Origin of the sequence: Deinococcus metallilatus, from assembly GCF_004758605.1 — a bacterium.
Classification (GTDB): domain Bacteria; phylum Deinococcota; class Deinococci; order Deinococcales; family Deinococcaceae; genus Deinococcus; species Deinococcus metallilatus.
Map to the genome: position 1 here is coordinate 1045630 of NZ_CP038512.1, position 19482 is coordinate 1065111.

Annotated in this window: 20 protein-coding genes; 15 read left to right on the forward strand and 5 right to left on the reverse strand. The window is 70.8% G+C overall.

From position 1 onward, the window contains the following. Positions 1-24 precede the first annotated feature (24 nt). From E5F05_RS10975 to E5F05_RS10990, 4 genes are all read left to right on the forward strand, one after another. The gene (locus E5F05_RS10975) at positions 25-1575 is read left to right on the forward strand and encodes an Rqc2 family fibronectin-binding protein (RefSeq protein WP_129118668.1); all 1551 of its coding nucleotides are present in this window, start codon (positions 25-27) and stop codon (positions 1573-1575) included. Positions 1576-1652: 77 nt separating this feature from the next. After that, the gene (gene panD, locus E5F05_RS10980) at positions 1653-2015 is read left to right on the forward strand and encodes an aspartate 1-decarboxylase (RefSeq protein WP_129118669.1); all 363 of its coding nucleotides are present in this window, start codon (positions 1653-1655) and stop codon (positions 2013-2015) included. A gap of 202 nt (positions 2016-2217) precedes the next feature. After that, the gene (locus tag E5F05_RS10985; RefSeq protein ID WP_241687130.1) at positions 2218-3570 is read left to right on the forward strand and encodes an HD-GYP domain-containing protein; all 1353 of its coding nucleotides are present in this window, start codon (positions 2218-2220) and stop codon (positions 3568-3570) included. Beyond that, positions 3567-3761, forward strand: coding sequence for a hypothetical protein (locus tag E5F05_RS10990; RefSeq protein ID WP_129118670.1), 195 nt, complete (start codon positions 3567-3569; stop codon positions 3759-3761). Before E5F05_RS10985 ends, E5F05_RS10990 begins: the two co-directional genes overlap by 4 nt. A 331-nt stretch (positions 3762-4092) precedes the next feature. Here the strand turns inward: E5F05_RS10990 and E5F05_RS10995 are convergent, their stop codons facing one another. Next, on the reverse strand, positions 4093-5001 hold the full coding sequence (locus tag E5F05_RS10995; RefSeq protein WP_129118671.1) for a carbohydrate kinase family protein: 909 nt from the start codon (positions 4999-5001) through the stop codon (positions 4093-4095). Positions 5002-5076: 75 nt separating this feature from the next. On the opposite strand from E5F05_RS10995, the gene E5F05_RS11000 reads away from it, so the two are divergent. The 5 genes from E5F05_RS11000 (at position 5077) to E5F05_RS11020 (ending at position 10221) form a co-directional block, all read left to right on the forward strand. After that, positions 5077-6024 carry a histone deacetylase family protein gene (locus E5F05_RS11000; protein WP_129118764.1) on the forward strand — a complete coding sequence of 316 codons (948 nt, stop codon included), beginning with the start codon at positions 5077-5079 and terminating at the stop codon, positions 6022-6024. Positions 6025-6154: 130 nt separating this feature from the next. Further along, a complete protein-coding gene (locus E5F05_RS11005; RefSeq protein ID WP_129118672.1) occupies positions 6155-6781 on the forward strand; it encodes a cyclic nucleotide-binding domain-containing protein in 627 nt (208 codons plus the stop codon). A gap of 70 nt (positions 6782-6851) precedes the next feature. Then, positions 6852-7886 carry a DNA double-strand break repair nuclease NurA gene (locus E5F05_RS11010; RefSeq protein ID WP_129118673.1) on the forward strand — a complete coding sequence of 345 codons (1035 nt, stop codon included), beginning with the start codon at positions 6852-6854 and terminating at the stop codon, positions 7884-7886. A 62-nt stretch (positions 7887-7948) separates the two neighbouring features. Continuing rightward, on the forward strand, positions 7949-9727 hold the full coding sequence (locus E5F05_RS11015; protein WP_129118765.1) for an ATP-binding protein: 1779 nt from the start codon (positions 7949-7951) through the stop codon (positions 9725-9727). Positions 9728-9729: 2 nt separating this feature from the next. Then, entirely contained in the window at positions 9730-10221 is a 492-nt protein-coding gene (locus E5F05_RS11020; protein WP_129118674.1) for an AAA family ATPase, read from the forward strand. A 28-nt stretch (positions 10222-10249) separates the two neighbouring features. On the opposite strand, the gene pdxR is transcribed toward E5F05_RS11020, so the two are convergent. After that, positions 10250-11716: a MocR-like pyridoxine biosynthesis transcription factor PdxR gene (gene pdxR / locus E5F05_RS11025; RefSeq protein ID WP_129118675.1), complete on the reverse strand. Its 1467-nt coding sequence runs from the start codon at positions 11714-11716 to the stop codon at positions 10250-10252. A gap of 17 nt (positions 11717-11733) precedes the next feature. On the opposite strand from pdxR, the gene E5F05_RS11030 reads away from it, so the two are divergent. From E5F05_RS11030 to E5F05_RS11055, 6 genes are all read left to right on the forward strand, one after another. Then, the gene (locus E5F05_RS11030) at positions 11734-12090 is read left to right on the forward strand and encodes a cupin domain-containing protein (protein ID WP_129118676.1); all 357 of its coding nucleotides are present in this window, start codon (positions 11734-11736) and stop codon (positions 12088-12090) included. Continuing rightward, on the forward strand, positions 12087-12533 hold the full coding sequence (locus tag E5F05_RS11035) for a GNAT family N-acetyltransferase (RefSeq protein ID WP_129118677.1): 447 nt from the start codon (positions 12087-12089) through the stop codon (positions 12531-12533). The genes E5F05_RS11030 and E5F05_RS11035 overlap by 4 nt, the downstream gene beginning before the upstream one ends. After that, entirely contained in the window at positions 12530-13150 is a 621-nt protein-coding gene (locus E5F05_RS11040; protein WP_129118678.1) for a pyridoxamine 5'-phosphate oxidase family protein, read from the forward strand. Before E5F05_RS11035 ends, E5F05_RS11040 begins: the two co-directional genes overlap by 4 nt. After that, positions 13147-14022 (forward strand): DMT family transporter, encoded by an 876-nt coding sequence (locus tag E5F05_RS11045; RefSeq protein ID WP_129118679.1) that lies wholly within the window; start codon positions 13147-13149, stop codon positions 14020-14022. Before E5F05_RS11040 ends, E5F05_RS11045 begins: the two co-directional genes overlap by 4 nt. Positions 14023-14097: 75 nt before the next feature. Beyond that, positions 14098-15339, forward strand: a complete 1242-nt coding sequence (locus E5F05_RS11050; protein ID WP_129118680.1) for an aspartate aminotransferase family protein — start codon at positions 14098-14100, stop codon at positions 15337-15339. A 109-nt stretch (positions 15340-15448) separates the two neighbouring features. After that, positions 15449-16849 (forward strand): MATE family efflux transporter, encoded by a 1401-nt coding sequence (locus tag E5F05_RS11055; protein ID WP_129118681.1) that lies wholly within the window; start codon positions 15449-15451, stop codon positions 16847-16849. Positions 16850-16952: 103 nt separating this feature from the next. Here the strand turns inward: E5F05_RS11055 and E5F05_RS11060 are convergent, their stop codons facing one another. The 3 genes from E5F05_RS11060 to E5F05_RS11070 are packed head-to-tail and all read right to left on the reverse strand — an operon-like array spanning position 16953 to position 19478. Continuing rightward, entirely contained in the window at positions 16953-17696 is a 744-nt protein-coding gene (locus tag E5F05_RS11060) for an ABC transporter ATP-binding protein (protein ID WP_129118682.1), read from the reverse strand. Further along, positions 17693-18526, reverse strand: a complete 834-nt coding sequence (locus tag E5F05_RS11065; RefSeq protein WP_129118683.1) for an ABC transporter permease — start codon at positions 18524-18526, stop codon at positions 17693-17695. Before E5F05_RS11065 ends, E5F05_RS11060 begins: the two co-directional genes overlap by 4 nt. A 4-nt stretch (positions 18527-18530) precedes the next feature. Next, positions 18531-19478: an ABC transporter substrate-binding protein gene (locus E5F05_RS11070; protein ID WP_129118684.1), complete on the reverse strand. Its 948-nt coding sequence runs from the start codon at positions 19476-19478 to the stop codon at positions 18531-18533. Positions 19479-19482 lie beyond the last annotated feature (4 nt).

The window sequence follows — 19482 nt, forward strand, 5'->3', positions numbered from 1 at the left end:
CTTCCCCACCCAAAAGGACCGCCCATGGAAGGGCTGATGCTGGCGCGGGTGCTGCGCGACCTTGAGCGGCACCTGCCCGCCCGCAACCTGGGCTGGGTCTTTCCCGACGAGACGACCGCCGCGCTGCTGCTGGACGGGGTGGGCAATCTGGTGCTGAGCTACCGCCCGCCGCAACCCGTGGTGTTCGTGTCGCGCGAGCGGCTGCGCGGCGACCCGCACAATCCCTTCCAGCGGTTTCTGGCGAACCGGGTACGTGGCGACCTCGTCCGGGCCGGGCAGCTCAAGCTCGACCGGGTGTTCGTGCTGCACTTCGCGGGCGAGACGGGCTTCGTGGACCAGCCGCCCACCCGCCTGCTGTTCGAGGTGACGGGCCGCAACGCGAACGTTCTGGTGCTGGAGGAGGGGGAAGGCTTCGGGGGCCGCATCCTCCAGGCCGCCCGCGAGATCACCGGCAGCCGCAACCGCTTCCGCACGGTGCGGACGGGCGGCACCTATACCCCGCCGCCGCCCTACGAGAAGCTCGACCCGCGCACGCTGACGGAGTCGGACGCGCAGGCCCTCGCCGCCCTCCCCACTGGAAAGTGGCGTGAACGGGTGGACGGGCTGGGGCCGCTGCTGGGCGCGGAACTGGCCCGCCGTGCGAACCTCGCCCCGAATGAGGCGCCCGCCGCGCGCTGGCCGGAGGCGCTGACCGCCCTGCGTTCCCTGGTAACTGATCCCACCGTCAGCGAGGGCGTGATGCAGGAGGGGGCGCGCGAGGCCGCCCGTACGGAAAAGGCCGCGCAACTCCGCAAGGCGCTGCGTGAACCGCTGGAAAAACGCCTGACCCTGCTCCAGAACCAGCTCGGAGACGTGGCCCGCGCGGAGGCGGGCGTGGACGCCGCCGCCCAGGACCGCCGCGAGGCCGACCTGCTGATGGCCTACGCGCATGGCCTCGAACCCGGCGTGGCTTCCACCGTCCTCCCCGCCTTCGACGGCAGCGGCGAGGTGCCCATCGCCCTCGACCCCCAGATCAGCGCCGTGCAGAATGCCGAGAAACGCTATGCCCGCGCCCGCCGCCGCGAGGAGGTGTACGAGCGCCTGCAAGGGCGCGAACCCGCCCTGCGGGCCGAACTGGCCGAAGCGCAGGAACGTCTCGACCGGCTCGACGCGGCCCCCCTGGAAGACCTCGAAGCCCTGGCCGCGACCCTCCAGGCCGAGCGGCCCGAGAAAAGCGCCTACGGGATGCGCTTCACCACCCCTGGCGGCTTCGAGGCACTGGTGGGCCGCAACAACAAGGAGAACGCGACCCTCACGCACCGGATCGGGCGCAGCCTGGATTACTGGTTTCACGCGCAGGGCTATCCGGGGAGCCATGTCCTCGTCCGCACGGGGGGGCGGGACCTGGCCCTGCCCGACCTCCTCTATGCCGCGCAACTGGCCGCTGCCCACAGCAAGGCGCGCGGCAGCAGCAACGTCCCCGTGGACTACACCCGCATCAAGAATGTCTGGCGGCCCAAGGGTGCCCCCGCCGGACAGGTGCATTACACCGACCAGAAGACGGTGTTCGTGGACGGGACGCTGCCGGAAGGGTAGCGGGCAGCGTCCAGCGGCCAGCAGGAGAAGATGCTCCGGCCCGTCCCCCTGCCTCCCGGCGCGTACAATCCGGGGTCGTGGAACGGATCATGTTCAGGGCCAAGATTCACCGTGCGACCGTCACGCAGGCGGACCTCGACTACGTCGGGAGCGTGACCATCGACCAGGACCTGCTGGACGCGGCGGACATCCTGGTGGGTGAGCGGGTGGATATCTGGAACATCACCAACGGCAACCGCCTGCACACCTACGCCCTCAGCGGCCCGCGCGGCAGCGGCGTGATCGGTATCAACGGGGCCGCCGCCCACCTGATGCGCCCCGGCGACATGGTGATCATCGCGGCCTTCGGGAACTTCAGCGAGGAGGAGGCCCGCACCCTGGAGCCGCGCGTGGTGCTGGTGGACGCGAAGAACCGCATTCTGGATCTCCAGCCCGCCTGAAGAAGCGGTCTGCCCACCAGACAGGCGAGGGCGGGCGCGTACCCCCTGCCCGGCGGGAGGGTCAAAAAAAGTTATCCTTACGACAAGTGCTCTAAAGGAGGCTACAGGACGGCTCCCCGCGTGCGGCTCTGTCAAGTCGCGCCTCATGAGGGAGAAGGACGCGGTCTTTAGCCACCCTTTAATTTGGTGTTAAAATCCGCCCGTGATCCACAAGCCGACGTTGTCGTCCCTGGGGCTGGTTCTGGGACTGGGCGCACTCGCGTATGCGGCGGTGACGGGTCAGCCGGGGTTGCTGGCGGGCGCGGCGGTGCTGCTCAATGTGCTGGCAGGTTCCCGTGGCGACGGGTGGCGCTGGGCGGCTCTGGCGGCCTACCCGGTGGCGTTCGGGGCGTCCATGTTGCGCCCCGGCGCGGTCCTCCACCTGCCCGAGCTGGTCGGCGCGCTGCTGGTGCTCGGCACGCTGGGTGTCCTGACCGTGCAGGGTGGGGCGACGGTGCGGGAACTCGCCTGGCGGCGCAAGACCTTCCAGGCCCTTCAGACCGGCAGCGAGCAACTGGCCGAGGCCCGTGACGCGGCAGCCATCATCCGGGCGGGGGTGGATATTCTCGACCGGCTGGAGGTCGCGCCGCACCTCGCCTTCGTGGCGTACCGTCAGGGCACGCCCTATCTGCTCGCCGCCCGGGGAGCTTTTGCCCAGCATCTGGAACGGCCCATCCAGCCCAGCGACGACGACAGCCGCAGCGTGCAGGCCGACCACTGGGTTGCCGAGGAGGTGCTCGCGCTCCTGAGCCGCGAGGAACGCCCGCACCACCACGTCGTGCCGGTATATGACGCCGCGCAGCGGCACCTGGGCATGCTGATCCTGGCCCGTCCGTCCCGCGCGTTTGGCGGCGAGGCGGCGGCGGTCGTCGCGTCCTTTGCGCGGCTGCTCGGCGCGCAACTGGGCCAGTGGCAGGCGATCCGTGACCTGCGCGAGGCCAACGACGTGACCCTGCGCTCGCTGGGTGCGGCCCTGGAACGCCGGGACGACGACACGGGCGGCCATACCCTGCGGGTGGTGGGGGCCAGCGTCCGGCTGGCGCAGCGACTGGGCTGGGACGAGGACCGCGTCAAGGCGCTGCGCTGGGGCGCATACCTGCACGACCTGGGCAAGCTGGCCATTCCCGACCGCGTGCTGCACAAGTGCGGTCCCCTCGACCCCGAGGAACGCCGCATTATCCAGCGCCATCCGGTGATCGGCTACGACCTGCTTCAGGACCTGCACTTCCTGCCCGCCGAGACGCTCGACCTGGTGCGCTGCCACCACGAACGCTGGGACGGCAGCGGGTACCCGGCCGGGCTGCGCGGCCAGGACATTCCCGAGACGGCGCGGCTGTTCGCCATCGTGGACGTGTACGACGCCCTCACCAGTACCCGGCCCTACAAGGCCGCCTGGACCCACGAACGCGCCCTCGACGAGATCCGCTGGCAGGCCGGGCGGCAGTTCGACCCCCGGTACGTGGACGCCTTCCTGCGCCTGATGGCCGAGCAGGACGACGTGCGGCTGGTGTCGTGACGGCCACCTGGCTTTCCCGGTTGCGCCGTGACGGGCACACCGCCTTCCGCAACGGCCTGCACGGCGACGGCTGGCTGGAGAAGGGCGAGGTGACGCGCGGCCCGCGGCATCTGGACCGGCTGGCCTCGGCCCAGGCTGCGCGGATCGCCGCCTTTCCCGGCGCGACGTTGCTGGCCGGGACCAGCCAGTAAGGGGGAGGAGAAAAACAGCGTCCTGCACGCTTTCTTCTTCCAATCGCGCAAGTCCTCATCTTTTCAAAACTCTGGAAGCGACGGCCAGGTTCCGCCTTCCCAGTGGGCAGGCAGAGCAGAGGAGCTTTCGGGCCGCAGGCCCGCAGCCGCCCGGCGGAGATCAATACGTTCCAGGCAGGAACCGTCACTGCCCGACACAAAGCCGCCGCTGAACGAGTCTCCCTTTGCCGAGCGCAGCGGAAAGCTTCCCCTGCCCCCGGCGGTGGGGAGTGGGGGAACACCTTCCAACGCCACTGTCCTACCAGGGCAGCCCGCCTTCCCAACCAGCCCCTCAGCCTGGCAGGGCCGCCAGGTCTTCGGCAGTCGGCGCATACGCTCCCGGGTGGGCACAGGCCGCCGCCGCCGCCCGCAACCCCAGCCGCAGGTGCTCGGTCCACAGCGCCTCCGGGTGTTCGGTCGCGCTGACGAGCAACCCGGCACACAGCGCGTCCCCCGCGCCCACCGTATCGGCCACCCGCACGGGCACGGCGGGCAGGTCCACCCGGCCTGCCGATTGGTACAGCGTGGCCCCCTGTGCGCCGCGCGTGATCACGATGGGGCAGCGGGCATTCAGGCCGCGCAGGTGTCGCAGCGCGTCCTCCTCCGAGAGCGTGGGGAAGAAGAAGGCCAGGTCCTCGTCGCTGAGTTTCAGCAGGTCGGCGCGGCGGATGACCCGCTCGAACACCGCCGGGTAGTCCGGGTGGCGGTGCGTGAGGCGGGCGTTGGGGTCGAAGCTGATCTTCACGCCCGCCGCGCGTGCCGTCTCGATCAGGCCCAGCAGCGTGTCCGCCAGCGGCCAGCGGCTCAGGCTGATGCCGCCCACATGCAGCCAGCGGGCCGCCTGCGTCCATCCCTCCGGCAGCCGTGAGGGGTCGAAGTGCAGGTCGGCGCTGTTCTCGCCCAGGAAGCGGTAGGCGGGCGGCGAGACGCTGTACACCACTGCCAGCAGCGTCGGCTGGGGCACGTGCTGGAGGAAACGCGGGTCCAGGCCCGCCGACCCCCCCGCCCGCGTCAGGTCCTCCCCGAAGTTGTCCTGGCCAACGGCGCCCGCAAAGGCGCTCGGCACCCCCAGCCGCGCGCAGGCCCGCGCGACGTTCCAGCCTGCTCCCCCCGGGTGCGCGTGCCAGGTGTCGCCCCCGGCGGTCACGAGGTCGGTCAGCGCCTCCCCGGCGCTCACGATCAGGGGCAGCGGCGTGGTCATGCCCGACAGACTAAGGCCCCTGCCCGGGGCATGGGTCAACCCGGACTGCTCAAGCCGGGTGTGACCGGCCCGGCCATGTCCCCCGGCCGCCTGCGCCAGACTGCATCCGTGAGCGTCTCCGGCTCTTTCCCGCATCCCTTCCGGGCCTATACGCCCGCCGCCTACACCTTCCCCCTGCCGGTCGGGCACCGCTTCCCGGCCTACAAATACGCGGGCGTGGCGGAGAGCCTGCGCGGCCTGCTCCCGGTGCTGGACACGCCCCCTCTGCGCTGGGCGGACGCGGCGCGCGTCCATGACCCGGTCTGGCTGCGGCGCTGGCGGCGCGGGGAGGTGACGGCCGCCGAGGAACGCGCTTTCGGGCTGCCCTGGAGTCCGGCGGTGGTGGAACGTGCCCGGCGCGCGGCGGGGGGCAGCCTGGCCGCCCTGCATGACGCGCTGGCGCAGGGCTGGGGCGCGAACCTGGCAGGCGGCACGCACCACGCCTTCCGCGACCGCGCCGAGGGCTTCTGCCTGGTGAACGACGCCGCCATCCTCACCCGCCTGGCGCTGGAGGAGGGCCTGGCACGCCGGGTGGCGGTCCTCGACCTCGACGTGCATCAGGGCAACGGTACGGCCGCGCTGCTGGCGGGCGAGGCGCGGGCCTTCACGCTGAGCATCCACGGCGAGCGCAACTACCCCTTTCGCAAGGAAACCAGCAGCCTCGACCTGGGCCTGCCGGACGGTGTGACGGACGCCGACTACCTGCGGGTGCTGTGCGAGCAGGCACTCCCCGCGCTGGACGCCTTCCGGCCGGGGGTGCTGCTGTACCTCGCCGGGGCGGACGTGCTGGCCGGGGACCGCTTCGGCCGCTTCGCCCTTACGCTGGACGGCGTGCGCGAGCGCAACCGCGCGGTGCTAGGCTGGGCGCGGGAGGCAGACGTGCCCGTCGTGACGATGATGGCGGGCGGCTACAACCGCGACCACGGGCTGACGGTGGCGGCGCATGCGAGTACGGTGCAAGACGGGCTGGATGTGTTCGCCTGAGCCGCCCGGCCCCCGGATTGCGCCAACCTTCACAACGTGGGGGGCGAACGCTTGGCGCGGGGAGGGGGCCTGTACAGTCTGGGCAGTCTGCTGGCCCCCACCGTTCCTCGTCCCCTTTCAGGAGCACTTGATGGATCTGTACCCCTCCCTGTCCACGCCGCCCGACCTGGGCCGCCGTTCCCTGCGCCGGGGAGACACGCTGTACTACGCGGGTGACCCGGCGCCCAGCCTCTACCGCCTGGACAGCGGCCTGCTGCGCGCCGTGCGCCTGACGCCCCAGGGCCGCACCCTGACCCTGCGCCATATCCGGCCGGGCGACGTCTTCGGGGAGGAGGTCCTGCACGGTATCCCGCGCGGCCAGCAGGTCACGGCGCTCACCGACGCGACCCTCACGCCGCTGCACCCGCAGCACTTCGGCCCCGGCGAACTGTGGGAGGTGACGCGCAGCCTGAGCACGCAGCTCCAGCGGATGATGACCGACGGCGTCCACATCCAGGACGGCGAACTGCGCGAACGGATCGCCCGCTACCTGCTGAATCTGGCGGACAGCAGCCTGGGCGGGGCGCACCGCGACGGCACCCGCTATGTCCGCGCCACCCACGAACTGATCGCGGAGGGCACCGGCGCCACCCGCGAGAGCGTCTCCAAGCTGATCGGTGAGATGCGCGACGACGGTCTGCTCACCCCCGCTTACCGCTGCCTGACCCTGACCGATGAGGCGGGCCTGCGGGCGCTGTGTGGGGATCAGGGGGAATAGAGCACCGGCTGGCCCGTGGCTGGAGGGCCTCGCGCAATCTCCGGTCCACGGCCTTGCTCCGCCCTCTAGAATGCGCTCCATGCGGATTCGCCTTGACCCCTGGCCTGTGGACATCGAGGGCGGACAACTGGGCCTCCAGCGGTTCGAGGGGGAGCTGATCGACCTGGAGACACCGCGCTGGGCGGCCATTCCCGCCCGGCCCATTCCGGCGCGGCTGGGCACCGTGCATGTGGTGGACGGCAAGCGGCGCATGGAGTCGCGCGTCTTTATCGAGGACGACCAGGGCGAGGCGGGGATGGGCGGCTTCGGGGCCTTTGTGGTGGGGGCGGTGGACCTCTGCCCCCACGGCACGCGGCCCGCGCGGCTGACGGACGTGAAGGCGCAGCGACTGCTGGCCCATGTGCCGGGCCTGCGGGTGGACCCCTACCGCCTCTCGCCGCGTGACCCCCACACCGGGCGGCTGGAGTACCACCCCGTCCCCGCCGACAGCGCCGATCCGCTGGCGCCGCTGCACAAGCTGCAACAGACCATGCTGGCCGCCGAGCAGCAACTCTCGCACGGCCTCGCCACGCCGGTCCCCTTCGACGAGACGGACCCCCGCGAGGCGCTGACCTCGTTGACGTTGCAGGACGGCACGCTGAGAAGTCAGAACCTGGGCGGGGCGGTCGTCGGCTGCGTGAAGACCATGCAGACCCTCTACCTTCCCGAGGACCGCGCGCCGCTGCTAGCCCAGTTGCGGCCCGGCGAGCGCACGCCGATCCTGCACATGAAGTACGCGAACGGCACCTACACCCGCTTTATCTGGTACGTGCGGCTGTGCGAGGCGGCCTTTTACCAGCACCCCATGTCCGGCGTGATGCGCCTGGAAATGTACGCGCCCGACGAACCCGACTTCCTGCCGCCCATCGTGCGCGAGGTGGCGAACATCAGCGGCAATCTGCTCTGTCGCCTCGCCAGCAAGGCCCACAAGGACCCCCGCGCCCCCCAGAACCTGATCCCGACCGCCGCCCTGGAAAGCGCGATGACCCGCGCGATGGGCAGCGCCGAACTGGTGACGCGCCGCCTACGCGCCCACATCGCCCGCGAACTGGGAGTGGTCGCGTGACTGGAAACCTGCGCCTGGGGCCGGAGGGGCCGCCACCGCCGGAATCCGGTGAGCGCATCGGCATGGTGCTGGGCACCGAGGACGCCACCCCCGTCACTTTCTGGTTCGCGGTCAGCCCCGGCGCGAGCGTGCAGATGGACGACCTGGTGGCGGTCCGCACGCAGAAACCGGGCGGGCAGCCCGTCCACTTCTACGGCATCGTGGACCACGTCCGCACCCGCCACGAGGGCGTGACCTTCGACAGCGACGTGGCCGACGTGGTCGCGGGCCTCTTGCCCGCCAGCGTGAGCTACGCGGCCCGCGTGCTGGTGACGCGGGTGGACCCCGAAGACTTCATCCCCCCCCAGCCCGGCGACGAGGTGCGCCACGCGCGGGGGGACGACCTGCGGCTGGCCCTCAGTGCGGACAAGATGGACTACGCCTTCGCGGGCGGGTTGCTGGCGGACGGGCAGGTATTGCCGGTCAACTACCAGTTCGTGAACGGCGAGAGCGGCGGGCATATCAACATCAGCGGCATCTCGGGCGTGGCGACCAAGACGAGTTACGCCCTCTTCCTGCTGCACTCGATCTTCCGGGGCGGCGTGCTGGGCAGGCGCAACGAGGGCCACAACACCCGCGCGCTGATCTTCAACGTGAAGGGCGAGGATTTGCTCTTCCTGGACAAACCCAACGCGAGGGTCGGCCAGAAGGAGGAGGGCGTGCAGGAGCGCAAGGGCTGGCAGGGGGGCCGTTACGACCGCCTGGGCCTGCCCGTCGAACCGTTTCGCGACGTGCAGTTTCTCGCGCCCCCGAAAGCCGGACAGGGGGATGTGATCGTGCCGGACGTGGAGCAGCGCGGCGAGGGTGTCACCCCCTTCGTCTTCAGCCTGCGCGAGTTCTGCCAGAAGCGGATGCTGCCCTACGTGTTTTCGGACGCGGGGAGCAGCCTGAACCTGGGCTTCGTGATCGGCAACATGGAGGAGAAGCTCGCGCGGCTGGCGGCCGGGGACGACGCGCCTTACCTCACGGTCGAGGACTGGCAGCCCGACACCGAGGTGCTGCTCTCGGAGGATGTCCGTTTCGACGAGATGGGCAAGACGCGCATTCAGACCTTCGGGCAACTGATCGCCTACCTCGAATACAAGCTGCTCGAACAGAACGACGGCGAGGGCGATCCGAAGTGGGTCCTCAAACAGAACCAGGGCACCCTGCGCGCCTTTATCCGCCGTCTGCGCGGCGTGCAGAAGCACCTCTCGCCGCTGGTGCGCGGGGACCTCACGCCGCAGCAGGCCGCGAAGTACCGTCCGGACATCCTCAGGAGCGGCGTGCAGACCAGCGTGGTGGACATCCACAAGCTGGGGGCGCACGCGCAGAGCTTCGTGGTAGGGGTGCTGCTGCGCGACCTCTTCGAGCACAAGGAACGCTACGGGCGTCAGGACACGGTCTTTGTGGTGCTGGACGAGCTGAACAAGTACGCGCCGCGCGAGGGGGACAGCCCGATCAAGGACGTGCTGCTGGACATCGCGGAGCGTGGGCGCAGCCTGGGCATCATCCTGATCGGCGCGCAGCAGACGGCCAGTGAGGTGGAAAGGCGCATCGTCAGCAACGCCGCGATTCGCGTCGTGGGCCGCCTCGATCTGGCCGAAGCGGAGCGGCCCGAGTACCGTTTCCTGCCGCAGAGCTTCCGCGCCCGCGCGGGCATCCTCCAGCCGGGCACCATGCTGGTTTCCCAGCCCGACGTGCCCAACCCGGTCCTCGTCAACTACCCCTTCCCCGCCTGGGCCACCCGCCGCGACGAGGTGGCGGGGGGCGTGACCGTACAGGAGACGGAGGATACGGGCAAGGACTGGCTGGGGCTGTAGGCGTGGGCAAAGTCCTCATCACGGGCATGTCGGGGACGGGCAAGACCACCGTCCTTGAGCAGTTGCGCCTGCGCGGTTACGAGACGGTGGACACCGATGTGGACGGCTGGTGCGTGTGGGGCACACTTCCCGGTGACACGGATGCGGGCTGGCTCTGGCACGAGGACCGGATGCGCGAATTGCTCGCCCGTCCGCGCCGGGTGCCCCTGTTCGTCGGCGGATGCGTCGCCAACCAGGGGAAGTTTTACTCGCAGTTCGACCACATCGTCTTGCTGAGCGCCCCCTGGAAGGTTATGTGCGAGCGGTTGGGGCGGCGCACGGGCAACCCCTACGGCAAATCGGACGCCGAACAGACCGAGATTCTGCGCCACCTGCGTGAGGTCGAACCCCTGCTCCGGGCGGGGGCGGACCTGGAACTCGATTCTTCCATCTACACCGCGGGCGAACTGGCCGACATTCTTGACCATCTGGGAACAAGCGGCGGAGAAACCTGACGGCGGCGCAGGGCGAACGCTCGCCCGTTCACAGCCCCGCCCGCACCACCCGCACGATCTCCCGCGCGCCCCGCTCGATCTGGGCCACCGTCAGGCCGCCGTAGCCGAGCAGCAGCGCGTTGGGGGCCGCCCCCTCAAAGGTGTAGGGGGTGAGCGTGGAGACGTGGACACCCCGCCCCGCCAGGGTGGCCGTGACTTCCCCGGCAGGCAGGCGGGAGGGCAGGTGCAAGCAGGCGTGCAGTCCGGCCTCAATGCCGCCCAGCACGGCGTCCGGGGCGAGGGGGGCGAGGGCGCGGGCCAGGACGGCCTGCTGCTGCGCGTGCCAGCGCCCCGCGCGCCGCACGTGCCGGTCGAGGTGGCCGCCTTTCAGGAAGTGGGTCAGGGCCGCCTGCGTGACGCGGTCGTGTCCGCCGTCCGCCAGTGCGCGGGCGCGCACCAGGGCAGGCACCAGGGCGGGCGGGGCCACCAGAAAGCCCGAGCGCACGGCGGGCGTGAGCAGCTTGCTGAGGGTGCCCAGGTACAGCACGCGGTCTTGCGCTCCCTCCAGCCCTGCCAGCGGGGGCAGGGGCGGCGCGCCATAGCGGAATTCCCCGTCGTAGTCGTCCTCCACGATCAGCGCGTCGTGCGCCCTCGCCCAGCGCAGCAGCGCGAGCCGCCGGGGCAGCGACATCCGGACGCCCAGCGGGTACTGGTGGCTGGGCGTGACGACCACCAGCCGGGCGGGGGGCAGGTTCTCCGTCACCAGCCCGTCCGCGTCCACCGGCACCGGCAGAACCTCCAGCCCGGCGTCTTGCAGCACCTGCCGGGCGGCGCGGTAACCCGGATTCTCGGCCAATACCCGGCTGCCGGGCGGCAGCAGCCTCGCGATCAGCCCCAGGGCGCTGAGGCTGCCCGCCGTGACGACCACCCGCCCAGCCTCCGCCCGCAGGCCCCGCGCCCGACCCACGAAGGCCGCGAGGGCCGCCCGCAATTCCGGTTCGCCCGCCGGGTCGCCGTAATCGCCGTCCGGCACGTTCCGCGCGGCTGCCGCCCAGGCCGCCCGCCAGGCCCGCAGGTCCAGCACCCGCGTCCCGGCCACCCCCGCCCGGAAATGAAGGCCCGGCGCGGTTATCGGGCCGTCCAGCGGGGCAGGCGTGGGCAGCGGGAGCCAGTGGGGCAGGTCGCCGGTCCCGTCCCGCGTGTTGCCTTCCGCCACACCCGGTGCCACCCGCGTTCCACTGCCCGGCCGCGCCTCCAGCGTCCCGTCGAGCAGCAGCGTCTCGAACGCCGCCGTCACCACGCCGCGCGTCACCCCCAGCGCCGCCGCCAGCGAGCGCGAACCGGGTAGGACCGTGCCCGCCGGGAGTGTCCCCGCCAGCGCCGCCGCCCGCACCTGCCCGGCCAGTTGCGCGTGCAGCGGCGTGGGTGCCGAGCGGTCCAGCGTGAGGGGAATGGGAAGGGTGCCAAGTGGACCGGTGATTTGTGCCTGTTCCGGCTCTGTCGTGAGGTCCAGCATGGCTCTAGGTTAGCGGTATGACCTCCGGTGTTTCGTTGAAAGAGGCCCGTGCTTACGCCCCCGTCCCCGGCTTCGCGGAAGTGTTCGGGCGCGGCTCGCTGCGCGTGGAACTGTACCGCCCGCGCGGACACGATCCGCAGACGCCCCACACGCAGGACGAGCTGTACGTGGTCGTGAATGGGTCAGGCATCTACCTCTGTGCGGATGAACGGCGGGCGTTTGGCCCCGGCGACGTGCTGTTCGCCCCGGCTGGCGCCGAACACCGTTTCGAGGCGTTCAGCGACGATCTGGAACTCTGGGTGGTCTTTTACGGCCCTGAAGGCGGCGAGCGGCCCGCCCGGCGGACAGTGCTGGGACAGGAGGTGCCCGAATGAGCGACTTGCGCCCGGTTTCCCCCGCCCAGGCGGCGCTGGCCCTGCCTGCCCTGCGTGCATTGCGCCCGGACACTCCCGCCACGGCCAGCGCCGCCACCCTCGCCGCCCACCTCCATTCGGTGGAGGCCGAGGGTTACCGGCTGGTCGGCGCGTTCGAGCCGGGCCGGACGGAAGCAGCGGCGGTGGCGAGCTACCGCACCTTCACCATGCTGGCTTTCGGCCGGGCGCTGTACGTGGATGACCTCTCCACCCTGCCGGATGCGCGGGGCCGGGGCCACGCGCGGGCGCTGCTGCACTGGCTGGAGGCCGAGGCGCGGCGGCTGGGGTGCCGGGGCCTGCACCTCGACTCCGGGGTGGGCGAGCGGCGCTGGGCCGCGCACCGCCTGTACCTCACGCACGGCCTGAACATCACCTGCCACCACTTCGAGAAGGAGCTGTCATGACCGACTTTTACGACCCCCAGTTCCGCGACCCGTCCATCAGCCGACGCCCCCAGAACCGCCGCGACGACGCCTGGATTCGTGCCCTGCTGGGCCGGGTGAACGTGGGCCGGGTGGCGACCGTCTGGGAAGGGGAGGACGGAGCCGCCTTCCCGTTCATCACGCCGCTGGCCTTCGCCTACCGCCCGGAGACGCACGACCTCGTCTACCACACGAATGTCGCCGGGCGGCTGCGGGCGAACACCGAGCACGGCCAGCCTGCCCGCGCCACCTTCGAGGCGTCCGAGATCGGCGCCCTCCTGCCCAGCAACGATCCCCTCGAACTGACGGTGCAGTACCGCAGTGTGATCGCCTTCGGCGCGGCCCGTCTCCTCACCGAACCGGAGGAGGCGCGCGAGGCGTTGCGCGTCCTGTCCGAAAGGGCTTTTCCTGATCTGCGGGTGGGCGTGCAGACGCGGCCCATCTCGGACACCGACCTCGCGCGCACCACCGTCTATTCGCTCGCCATCGAACGCTGGAGCGGCAAGGAGAACTGGGCGGAGGCCGCGACGCAGACGGAAGACTGGCCCGCCCTGTCGCCGCGTCTGCTGCGGCCCCGGCCCCTCACGGTGACGTCATGACCCGCCAGGACTTGCTCCAGATGTTGCTGCTGTCCGCCCTGTGGGGCGTGTCGTTCCTGCTGATCCGGCTGGCGGGCGAGGCGTTCCCGCCGCTGTGGGTGGCGCTGCTGCGTTCGGTGTTCGGGGTGCTGGTGCTGGGGCTGGCCCTGAGGCTGGGCGGGCACGCCCTGCCGCCGCTGCGGCTGTGGAAACCGCTGCTGCTGGTGGCGCTGCTGAACAACGTCGTGCCCTGGACCTTCTTCGCCTGGGGCGAGCAGACGGTGTCCAGCAATATCGCCGCCGTCCTGAACGCCACCACGCCGCTGTTCAGCCTGCTGATCGGCCTGGGCCTGCGCGACGCCCACCTGGGCACGCGGCTGCTGCTGGGGGTGCTGCTGGGCTTTGGCGGCGTGGGCCTGACGGTGCTGGGCGGCGTCCACGGGGGCCACGCGACCCTGTTCGGCGTGCTGGTGATCGCGGCGGCCAGCCTGAGCTACGCCGCCGCGACCGCCATCGCCAAGCGTACCCTGGGAGGCCTGAACCCCATCGGGCTGGCGACCTCGCAGCTCGGGCTGTCTGCCCTGATGCTGTTCCCGCTGGCCCTGCTGGGCGCGCCTCCCGCTCAGGTCAGCCTGACGGCCTGGGCCGCCGTGCTGGTGCTGGGGGTATTCGGCAGCGGTCTGGCCTACCTGCTGTATTACGGGCTGCTCGCGCGCATCTCGGCCACGCAGGTGGTGGCCGTGACCTACGTCCTGCCGGTCTGGGGCCTCTTCTGGGCGGCGGTGGCCGGGGAAAGGCCGAGTGTGGTGTCGGGCGTCGGTGTGGTCGTGGTGCTGGCCGGGCTGCTGCTGATGAATGCCCCCTCGCGCCGCCCCCAGCCCACGCCTGCCTGACGGACGGGCTGGACACGCCTGCCCCTTTCCCGCCCTGAACGCCTACACTGGGACCGGATTCCGAGGAGGTTTTGCATGACCACAACCAACACCAGCAAGTGGCTCGACGCCGAGATGCGCTATGACTCCGGCGTCTACAACAAGCACCAGGTCGTGATGGTGCGCGGCCAGGGCGCGACGGTCTGGGACGAGCAGGGCCGCGCCTACATCGACTGCGTGGCCGGGTACGGCGTGGCGAACATCGGCCACTGCCACCCCGACGTGGTGAAGGCCATTCAGGAACAGGCCGCCCGCCTGATCGTGATGCCCCAGACCCTCCCCAACGACAAGCGCGCCGAGTTCCTGGCCGAACTGGTGAGCGTGCTGCCCGGCGACCTGGACCGCGTCTTCCTGTGCAACAGCGGCACCGAGGCGATGGAGGCGGCCAAGAAGTTCGCCATCACCGCGACAGGCCGCTCCCGCTTCGTGAGTATGAAGCGCGGCTTCTCGGGCCGCTCGCTGGGGGCCCTCGCCTTCACCTGGGAACCCAAGTACCGCGAGCCGTTCGGGGAGGCGGTGGACAACAAGCACGTGGACTTCGTGTCCTACGGGAACATTGACGAACTGCGCGCGGCGGTCACCGACCAGACTGCCGCCGTCATTCTGGAACCCGTGCAGGGCGAGGGCGGCGTGCGGCCCGTGTCTCCCGAGTTCATCCAGGCCGCCCGTGAGATCACCCGCGAAAAGGGCGCCCTCCTGATCCTCGACGAGATTCAGACGGGCTTCTGCCGCACCGGCAAGATGTTCGCCAGCGAGCATTTCGGCGTGGTGCCCGACGGTATGACGCTGGCGAAGGCGATGGCGGGCGGTGTGCCGGTCGGCGCTTTTGTGATGACCTCGGAAGTCGCGGACCGGATGCCCGCGGGCGGCCACGGCACCACCTTCGGCGGCAACCCGCTGGCGATGGCCGCCGGGATCGCCGCCATCCGCGCCATGAAGAACGAGAACATGGCCGAGCAGGCCCGTGAGAAAGGCGCCTACTTCATGGAGAAACTCCGCGCCATCCGCTCCCCCAAGATCCGCGAGGTGCGCGGCCTGGGTCTGATGATCGGTGTGGAACTCAAGGAAAAGAGCGCCCCCTACATCGCGGCCCTCGAACACGAGGAAGGCGTGCTGACCCTCGCCGCGACGCCGCTGGTCGTGCGCTTCCTGCCACCCATCACCATCAGCAAGGAGCAGATCGATCAGGTGGTCGACGCTTTCGAGCGCGTGCTGGAGAGTGTCAATCCCCGCGCGGTCCCGGCACAGGAGGTGCGGGAGGACAAGCAGACGGAGTAAAGGAGTAAGGCAGAAGGCTGGGGGAAGGTGATCCCCGGCCTTCCGCCTGTCTGGCCCTCCGTCATTCGGCTGACGTTCCCCTCCGGCGGGAGGTGTACCCTGACACGTTATGTCTGCTGTCCCTGTCCCCCGGTCTGAATCGATTCAAGCCCGCTCGCCCACGCGCGAGATCGCGTCCATCGCCGTGCCCGTCAGCCTGGAGATGGTGCTGCAACTGGTGCTGACCTTCGTGAATCAGGTCGTCGTGGGCACGCTGGGGGCGGTGGCCGTCGCGGCGGTGGGCCTGTCGGGGAGCGTGAGCTTCCTGTTTTTCGTGACGCTGGGGGCGCTGGGTTCGGGAACCAGCATCCTGGTCGCGCGGCGGGCCGGGGCGGGGGACCGGGCGGGCGTGAACGGGACGCTGACGGTGGCCCTGCTGGTGAGTGTGCTGCTGGCGGCGGTGGCGACGGTGCCGATCATCCTGGGGGCCGGGAGCCTGCTGCGGCTGGCGGGCGGCGCGCCCGACGTGACGCGGGCGGCCCTGCCGTACCTGCAAGTCAGCATGTTGTCGCTGGTGCCAGGCGTGGTGGGCTGGATTCTCAGCGGGGCGCTGCGGTCCCTGGGCCACGCCCGCACACCGATGGTCGCCACCATGATCACGGTTGCGGTGGAAAGCCTCGCTGCCCTGGGCCTGGTCTTCGGCGTCGGCCCCCTGCCGGAGCTGGGGGTGGTGGGGGCGGCGTGGGCGCTGGTGATCGCGCAGACGCTCAAGGCGCTGCTGCTCGCGGCGCTGGTGTATGGGCCGCGCCACCTGGCCGCCTTCGCCCTGCCCGCGCCGGGGACACGCCGGGCCGTGGCGCTGCCCCTCCTCACCCTCTCGGCCCCGATCGGGTTTACCGAGTTCGTGTGGAGCCTGGGGGGCTTCATCTACGCCGCCGTGTTCGCGCGCGTGGGCACGCAGGCGCTCGCCGCCAGCCAGATCGTCGGCACGCTGGAGGGCATCTTCATCGTGGGGTCTTTCGGCCTGATGAGTTCGGCCACCGTGCTGGTGGGGCGGGCGCTGGGCGCGGGCGACGGCTCCGGCGCGCAGGCCTGGCTGGGGCGGGTGAGCCGCGCCGGACTCCTCACCGGGCTGGGCTTCGGCCTGCTGTTCGCCCTCAGCGCCCTGTTGCTGCCGCTGCTGTTTCCCGCCGTCGGTGCGGATGTGCGCGCCATCGCGGTGGGCGGCATCCTGATCAACGCCGCCGCGCAGGTCGTCAAGGTCCGCAACATGATCCTGGGCGGCGGCGCCCTCCCCAGCGTCGGGGACGGCAAGGGCGTGATTACCGGCGACGTGGTCGGCGCGTTCGTGGTGGGGCTGCCGCTCGCTATTTTCCTGGGGCTGTACACTCCGCTGGGCGTCTGGGGCGTGTTCCTGGCAAGGATCGCGGACGAACTCGCCAAGGTCAGCATCTTCGAGTGGCGGCGGCGCCGGGTGAACTGGGAGGCACTCGCGGCGGCGCAGCGGGGGCAGGAGGTGGCGGCGCACTGAGCGGAGCGGAACAGGATGGCGGGGACCTCGCGTTCTGGGCCGACAAAAAGAGGGGGAGCTGAGGCTTTTCGCTTCAGCTCCCCCTCTTTTTGCTCAAAGCTGCCTACCCCTCCAGCGTCTCCCGCAGCCGCCCCACGTTCAGCTCGCGCGCCGCCCCGTCCAGCACGATCTGGCCGCCGCGCAGGGCCACCACGCGCTGCCCCAGCGCCAGGGCCTCGTCCAGATTGTGCGTGACGAAGACCACTGTCACCTTCTGGGACCACCAGATGCCCAGCAGCTCGTCGGAGAGGGCCGTGCGGGTGCGGTCATCCAGGGCGCTGAACGGCTCGTCGAGGAGGAGGAGGCGGGGCCGCACCGCCAGCGCGCGGGCCAGGCTGATGCGCTGGCGCTGGCCGCCCGACAGCTCGTGGACGCGGCGGGGACCGTAGCCACTCAGGCCGACCAGCCTCAGCGTGTCCTCCACGCGGGCGTCCCGCTCGGCGCGGGGGAGGCGCTGACGTTCCAGGCCGAAGGCGACGTTTCCGGCGACGGTGCGCCAGGGAAAGAGGGCCGCTTCCTGCTGCACCAGCGTCAGGCGCGGGTCGGGGCCGCGCACGGGCGTGTCGCCCAGGCGAATCTGGCCCGCCTGGGGGCGCAGGAAGCCCGCCAGCAGCGAGAGCAGCGTGCTTTTGCCGCTCCCCGAGGGGCCGACGATGCACAGGAACTCGCCCGCGTTCACCCCGAGGTCGAGGGGGCCGACCCCCGCGTGGCCGCGTCCGTAGCGGTAGGTCACGCCGTCCAGCGTCAGGCGGATGCCCTGGGGGGCAGCACTGGCGGTGGTGGCGGGGCGGGTCATCGTGGCGGTCATTGTGCCACCTCCAGGCCGTAGTCGCGGCGGACGCGGCCTTCCACCGCCCGCAGCAGCGCGTCGAACAGGCCACCTATGATGCCGATGATCAGGATGGTGGCGATCACCAGCGCCATGTTCGCGGTGTTGCGCCCCACCTCCAGTTGTGCGCCCAGGCTGGCGCTCGCGCTGACCAGCAACTCGCCGCCGACGAGCGCGCGCCACGCAAAGCTCCAGGCGGTCCGCAGGCCGGTCAGGATGCTGGGCACCGAGGCGGGCAGCAGCACCCCCGTGGTGAGGCTGAGGCCATGCGCCCCCAGCGTCCGCCCCGCGATCCGCAGCGCCGGGGGCACGTTCATCAGCGCCCCCGATACCGCCAGCGCCACCGGGATGAAGCCTTCCAGAATCACCACGAACAGCACTGCCCGCTCGTTCAGCCCGAAAAACAGGATGGCGAAGGGCACGAAGGCGATGGAGGGCACGCTCTGAACCCCGGTCAGGTACGCACCCACCGTGTCACGCAGGGGCCGCCACCCGCCCATCAGCAGGCCGACCACGCCGCCCAGCAGCACGGCGCTGGCGTACCCGATCAGCACCCGGCGCAGGCTGTTGCCAATCGCGGCCAGCAGCTTGCCGTCCTGCGGCCCGCTGCCCCACAGCCCGTAGCTGATTTCCGTCCAGACCGCCTTGGGGCTGGGGAAGACGTAGGGCGGGTAGAGGTGCAGGCCGTCGGTGATCAGCCACCAGAGGGCCAGCAGCAGCGCGAGGCCGCCGAGTTGCCACAGCAGCCGTCGCCAGCGCGAGGGGCGGCGGGTGGTCGGGGCGGTGTCCAGGGGAGAGGTAATGGTCATGGCTTCACTTCTTCACAAAGGCCTTGAGGTCCGGCACGCTGCGCGCGTATCCGGCTTCCACGTTCAGCGCCGCATATTCGTTCAGCGCGCCGAGGTCGAGGTTGGTCGTGAAGCGCGTGCGGGTGAAGGCCCGTTGCAGCACGCGGGGGTCGAGTTTCTGCCCGGTTAGCTTCTCCAACTGGTTGTTGACGGCAGCCTGCGCGGCGGCGGGTTTCTGGTTGAGGAACGCCACCGCGTCCGCGTGTGCCTTCAGGAAGGCCGTCACCAGCGCCGGGTTCGCCTGCGCGAACTTCGTGTTCACGATCAGGATGGTGCTGGGGTACTGCCCCCCGCGCCACACGGTCTTCTCGTTGCCGACCAGCCCGTGCCCCTGCGCCTCCAGCGCCGCGCCCCAGGGTTCAGGTACCAGCGCGGCGTCCACCCGGTTCGCGGCGAAGGCGGCCAGCACGTCGGCGGGCGGGACCGGCGTCACGTTCACGTTGCCGCCGTCCGTCTGCGCCTTGAGGCCCTGCTCCTTGAGGATGTGGCGCAGACTGATGTCCTGCGTGTTGCCCAGGCTGGGGACGGCCACCCGTTTTCCGGCCAGGTCCTTGTACGTCTTGATGCCGCTGTCCCTGCGCGCCACCAGCACCGCGCCCGCCTCGCTCGCGCCCGCGATGAACTGAAGGGGCATCCCGCGCGTGGCCGCGTTGATGGCCGGGCCGGGACCGACGTAGGCGATATCGAGCTGCCCGGCGGCGAAAGCTTCCATCAACGTGGTGCCGGAGACGAAGCTCCGAGCATCCAGCTTCACGTTCCCCAGAGCCTTCTGGAAGGTGCCCCGCTCCAGCCCGATCAGCGCGGGCGCGTGCGTGAGGTTGGGGAAGTAGCCGAGGCGAACGCTCGTGGCGGTCTGCGCGTGGGCGGCGGTGGCGAGCAGGGTGGCGGTCAGCAGGCTCAGGGTTCGGGTCATTCGT

Excerpts from the sequence above, each read along its gene's own strand:
- E5F05_RS11015 (WP_129118765.1), top strand. The coding sequence starts at position 7,949 with ATGGTGCTGGGCACCGAGGACGCCACCCCCGTCACTTTCTGGTTCGCG.
- E5F05_RS11010 (WP_129118673.1), top strand. The coding sequence starts at position 6,852 with ATGCGCTCCATGCGGATTCGCCTTGACCCCTGGCCTGTGGACATCGAG.
- E5F05_RS11065 (WP_129118683.1), bottom strand. The coding sequence starts at position 18,526 with ATGACCATTACCTCTCCCCTGGACACCGCCCCGACCACCCGCCGCCCC.
- E5F05_RS11035 (WP_129118677.1), top strand. The coding sequence starts at position 12,087 with ATGAGCGACTTGCGCCCGGTTTCCCCCGCCCAGGCGGCGCTGGCCCTG.
- E5F05_RS11045 (WP_129118679.1), top strand. The coding sequence starts at position 13,147 with ATGACCCGCCAGGACTTGCTCCAGATGTTGCTGCTGTCCGCCCTGTGG.
- E5F05_RS11030 (WP_129118676.1), top strand. The coding sequence starts at position 11,734 with ATGACCTCCGGTGTTTCGTTGAAAGAGGCCCGTGCTTACGCCCCCGTC.
- E5F05_RS11050 (WP_129118680.1), top strand. The coding sequence starts at position 14,098 with ATGACCACAACCAACACCAGCAAGTGGCTCGACGCCGAGATGCGCTAT.
- E5F05_RS11005 (WP_129118672.1), top strand. The coding sequence starts at position 6,155 with ATGGATCTGTACCCCTCCCTGTCCACGCCGCCCGACCTGGGCCGCCGT.
- E5F05_RS11060 (WP_129118682.1), bottom strand. The coding sequence starts at position 17,696 with ATGACCGCCACGATGACCCGCCCCGCCACCACCGCCAGTGCTGCCCCC.
- E5F05_RS11040 (WP_129118678.1), top strand. The coding sequence starts at position 12,530 with ATGACCGACTTTTACGACCCCCAGTTCCGCGACCCGTCCATCAGCCGA.
- E5F05_RS10995 (WP_129118671.1), bottom strand. The coding sequence starts at position 5,001 with ATGACCACGCCGCTGCCCCTGATCGTGAGCGCCGGGGAGGCGCTGACC.
- E5F05_RS11000 (WP_129118764.1), top strand. The coding sequence starts at position 5,077 with ATGTCCCCCGGCCGCCTGCGCCAGACTGCATCCGTGAGCGTCTCCGGC.
- E5F05_RS11070 (WP_129118684.1), bottom strand. The coding sequence starts at position 19,478 with ATGACCCGAACCCTGAGCCTGCTGACCGCCACCCTGCTCGCCACCGCC.
- E5F05_RS11055 (WP_129118681.1), top strand. The coding sequence starts at position 15,449 with ATGTCTGCTGTCCCTGTCCCCCGGTCTGAATCGATTCAAGCCCGCTCG.
- pdxR (WP_129118675.1), bottom strand. The coding sequence starts at position 11,716 with ATGCTGGACCTCACGACAGAGCCGGAACAGGCACAAATCACCGGTCCA.
- E5F05_RS10975 (WP_129118668.1), top strand. The coding sequence starts at position 25 with ATGGAAGGGCTGATGCTGGCGCGGGTGCTGCGCGACCTTGAGCGGCAC.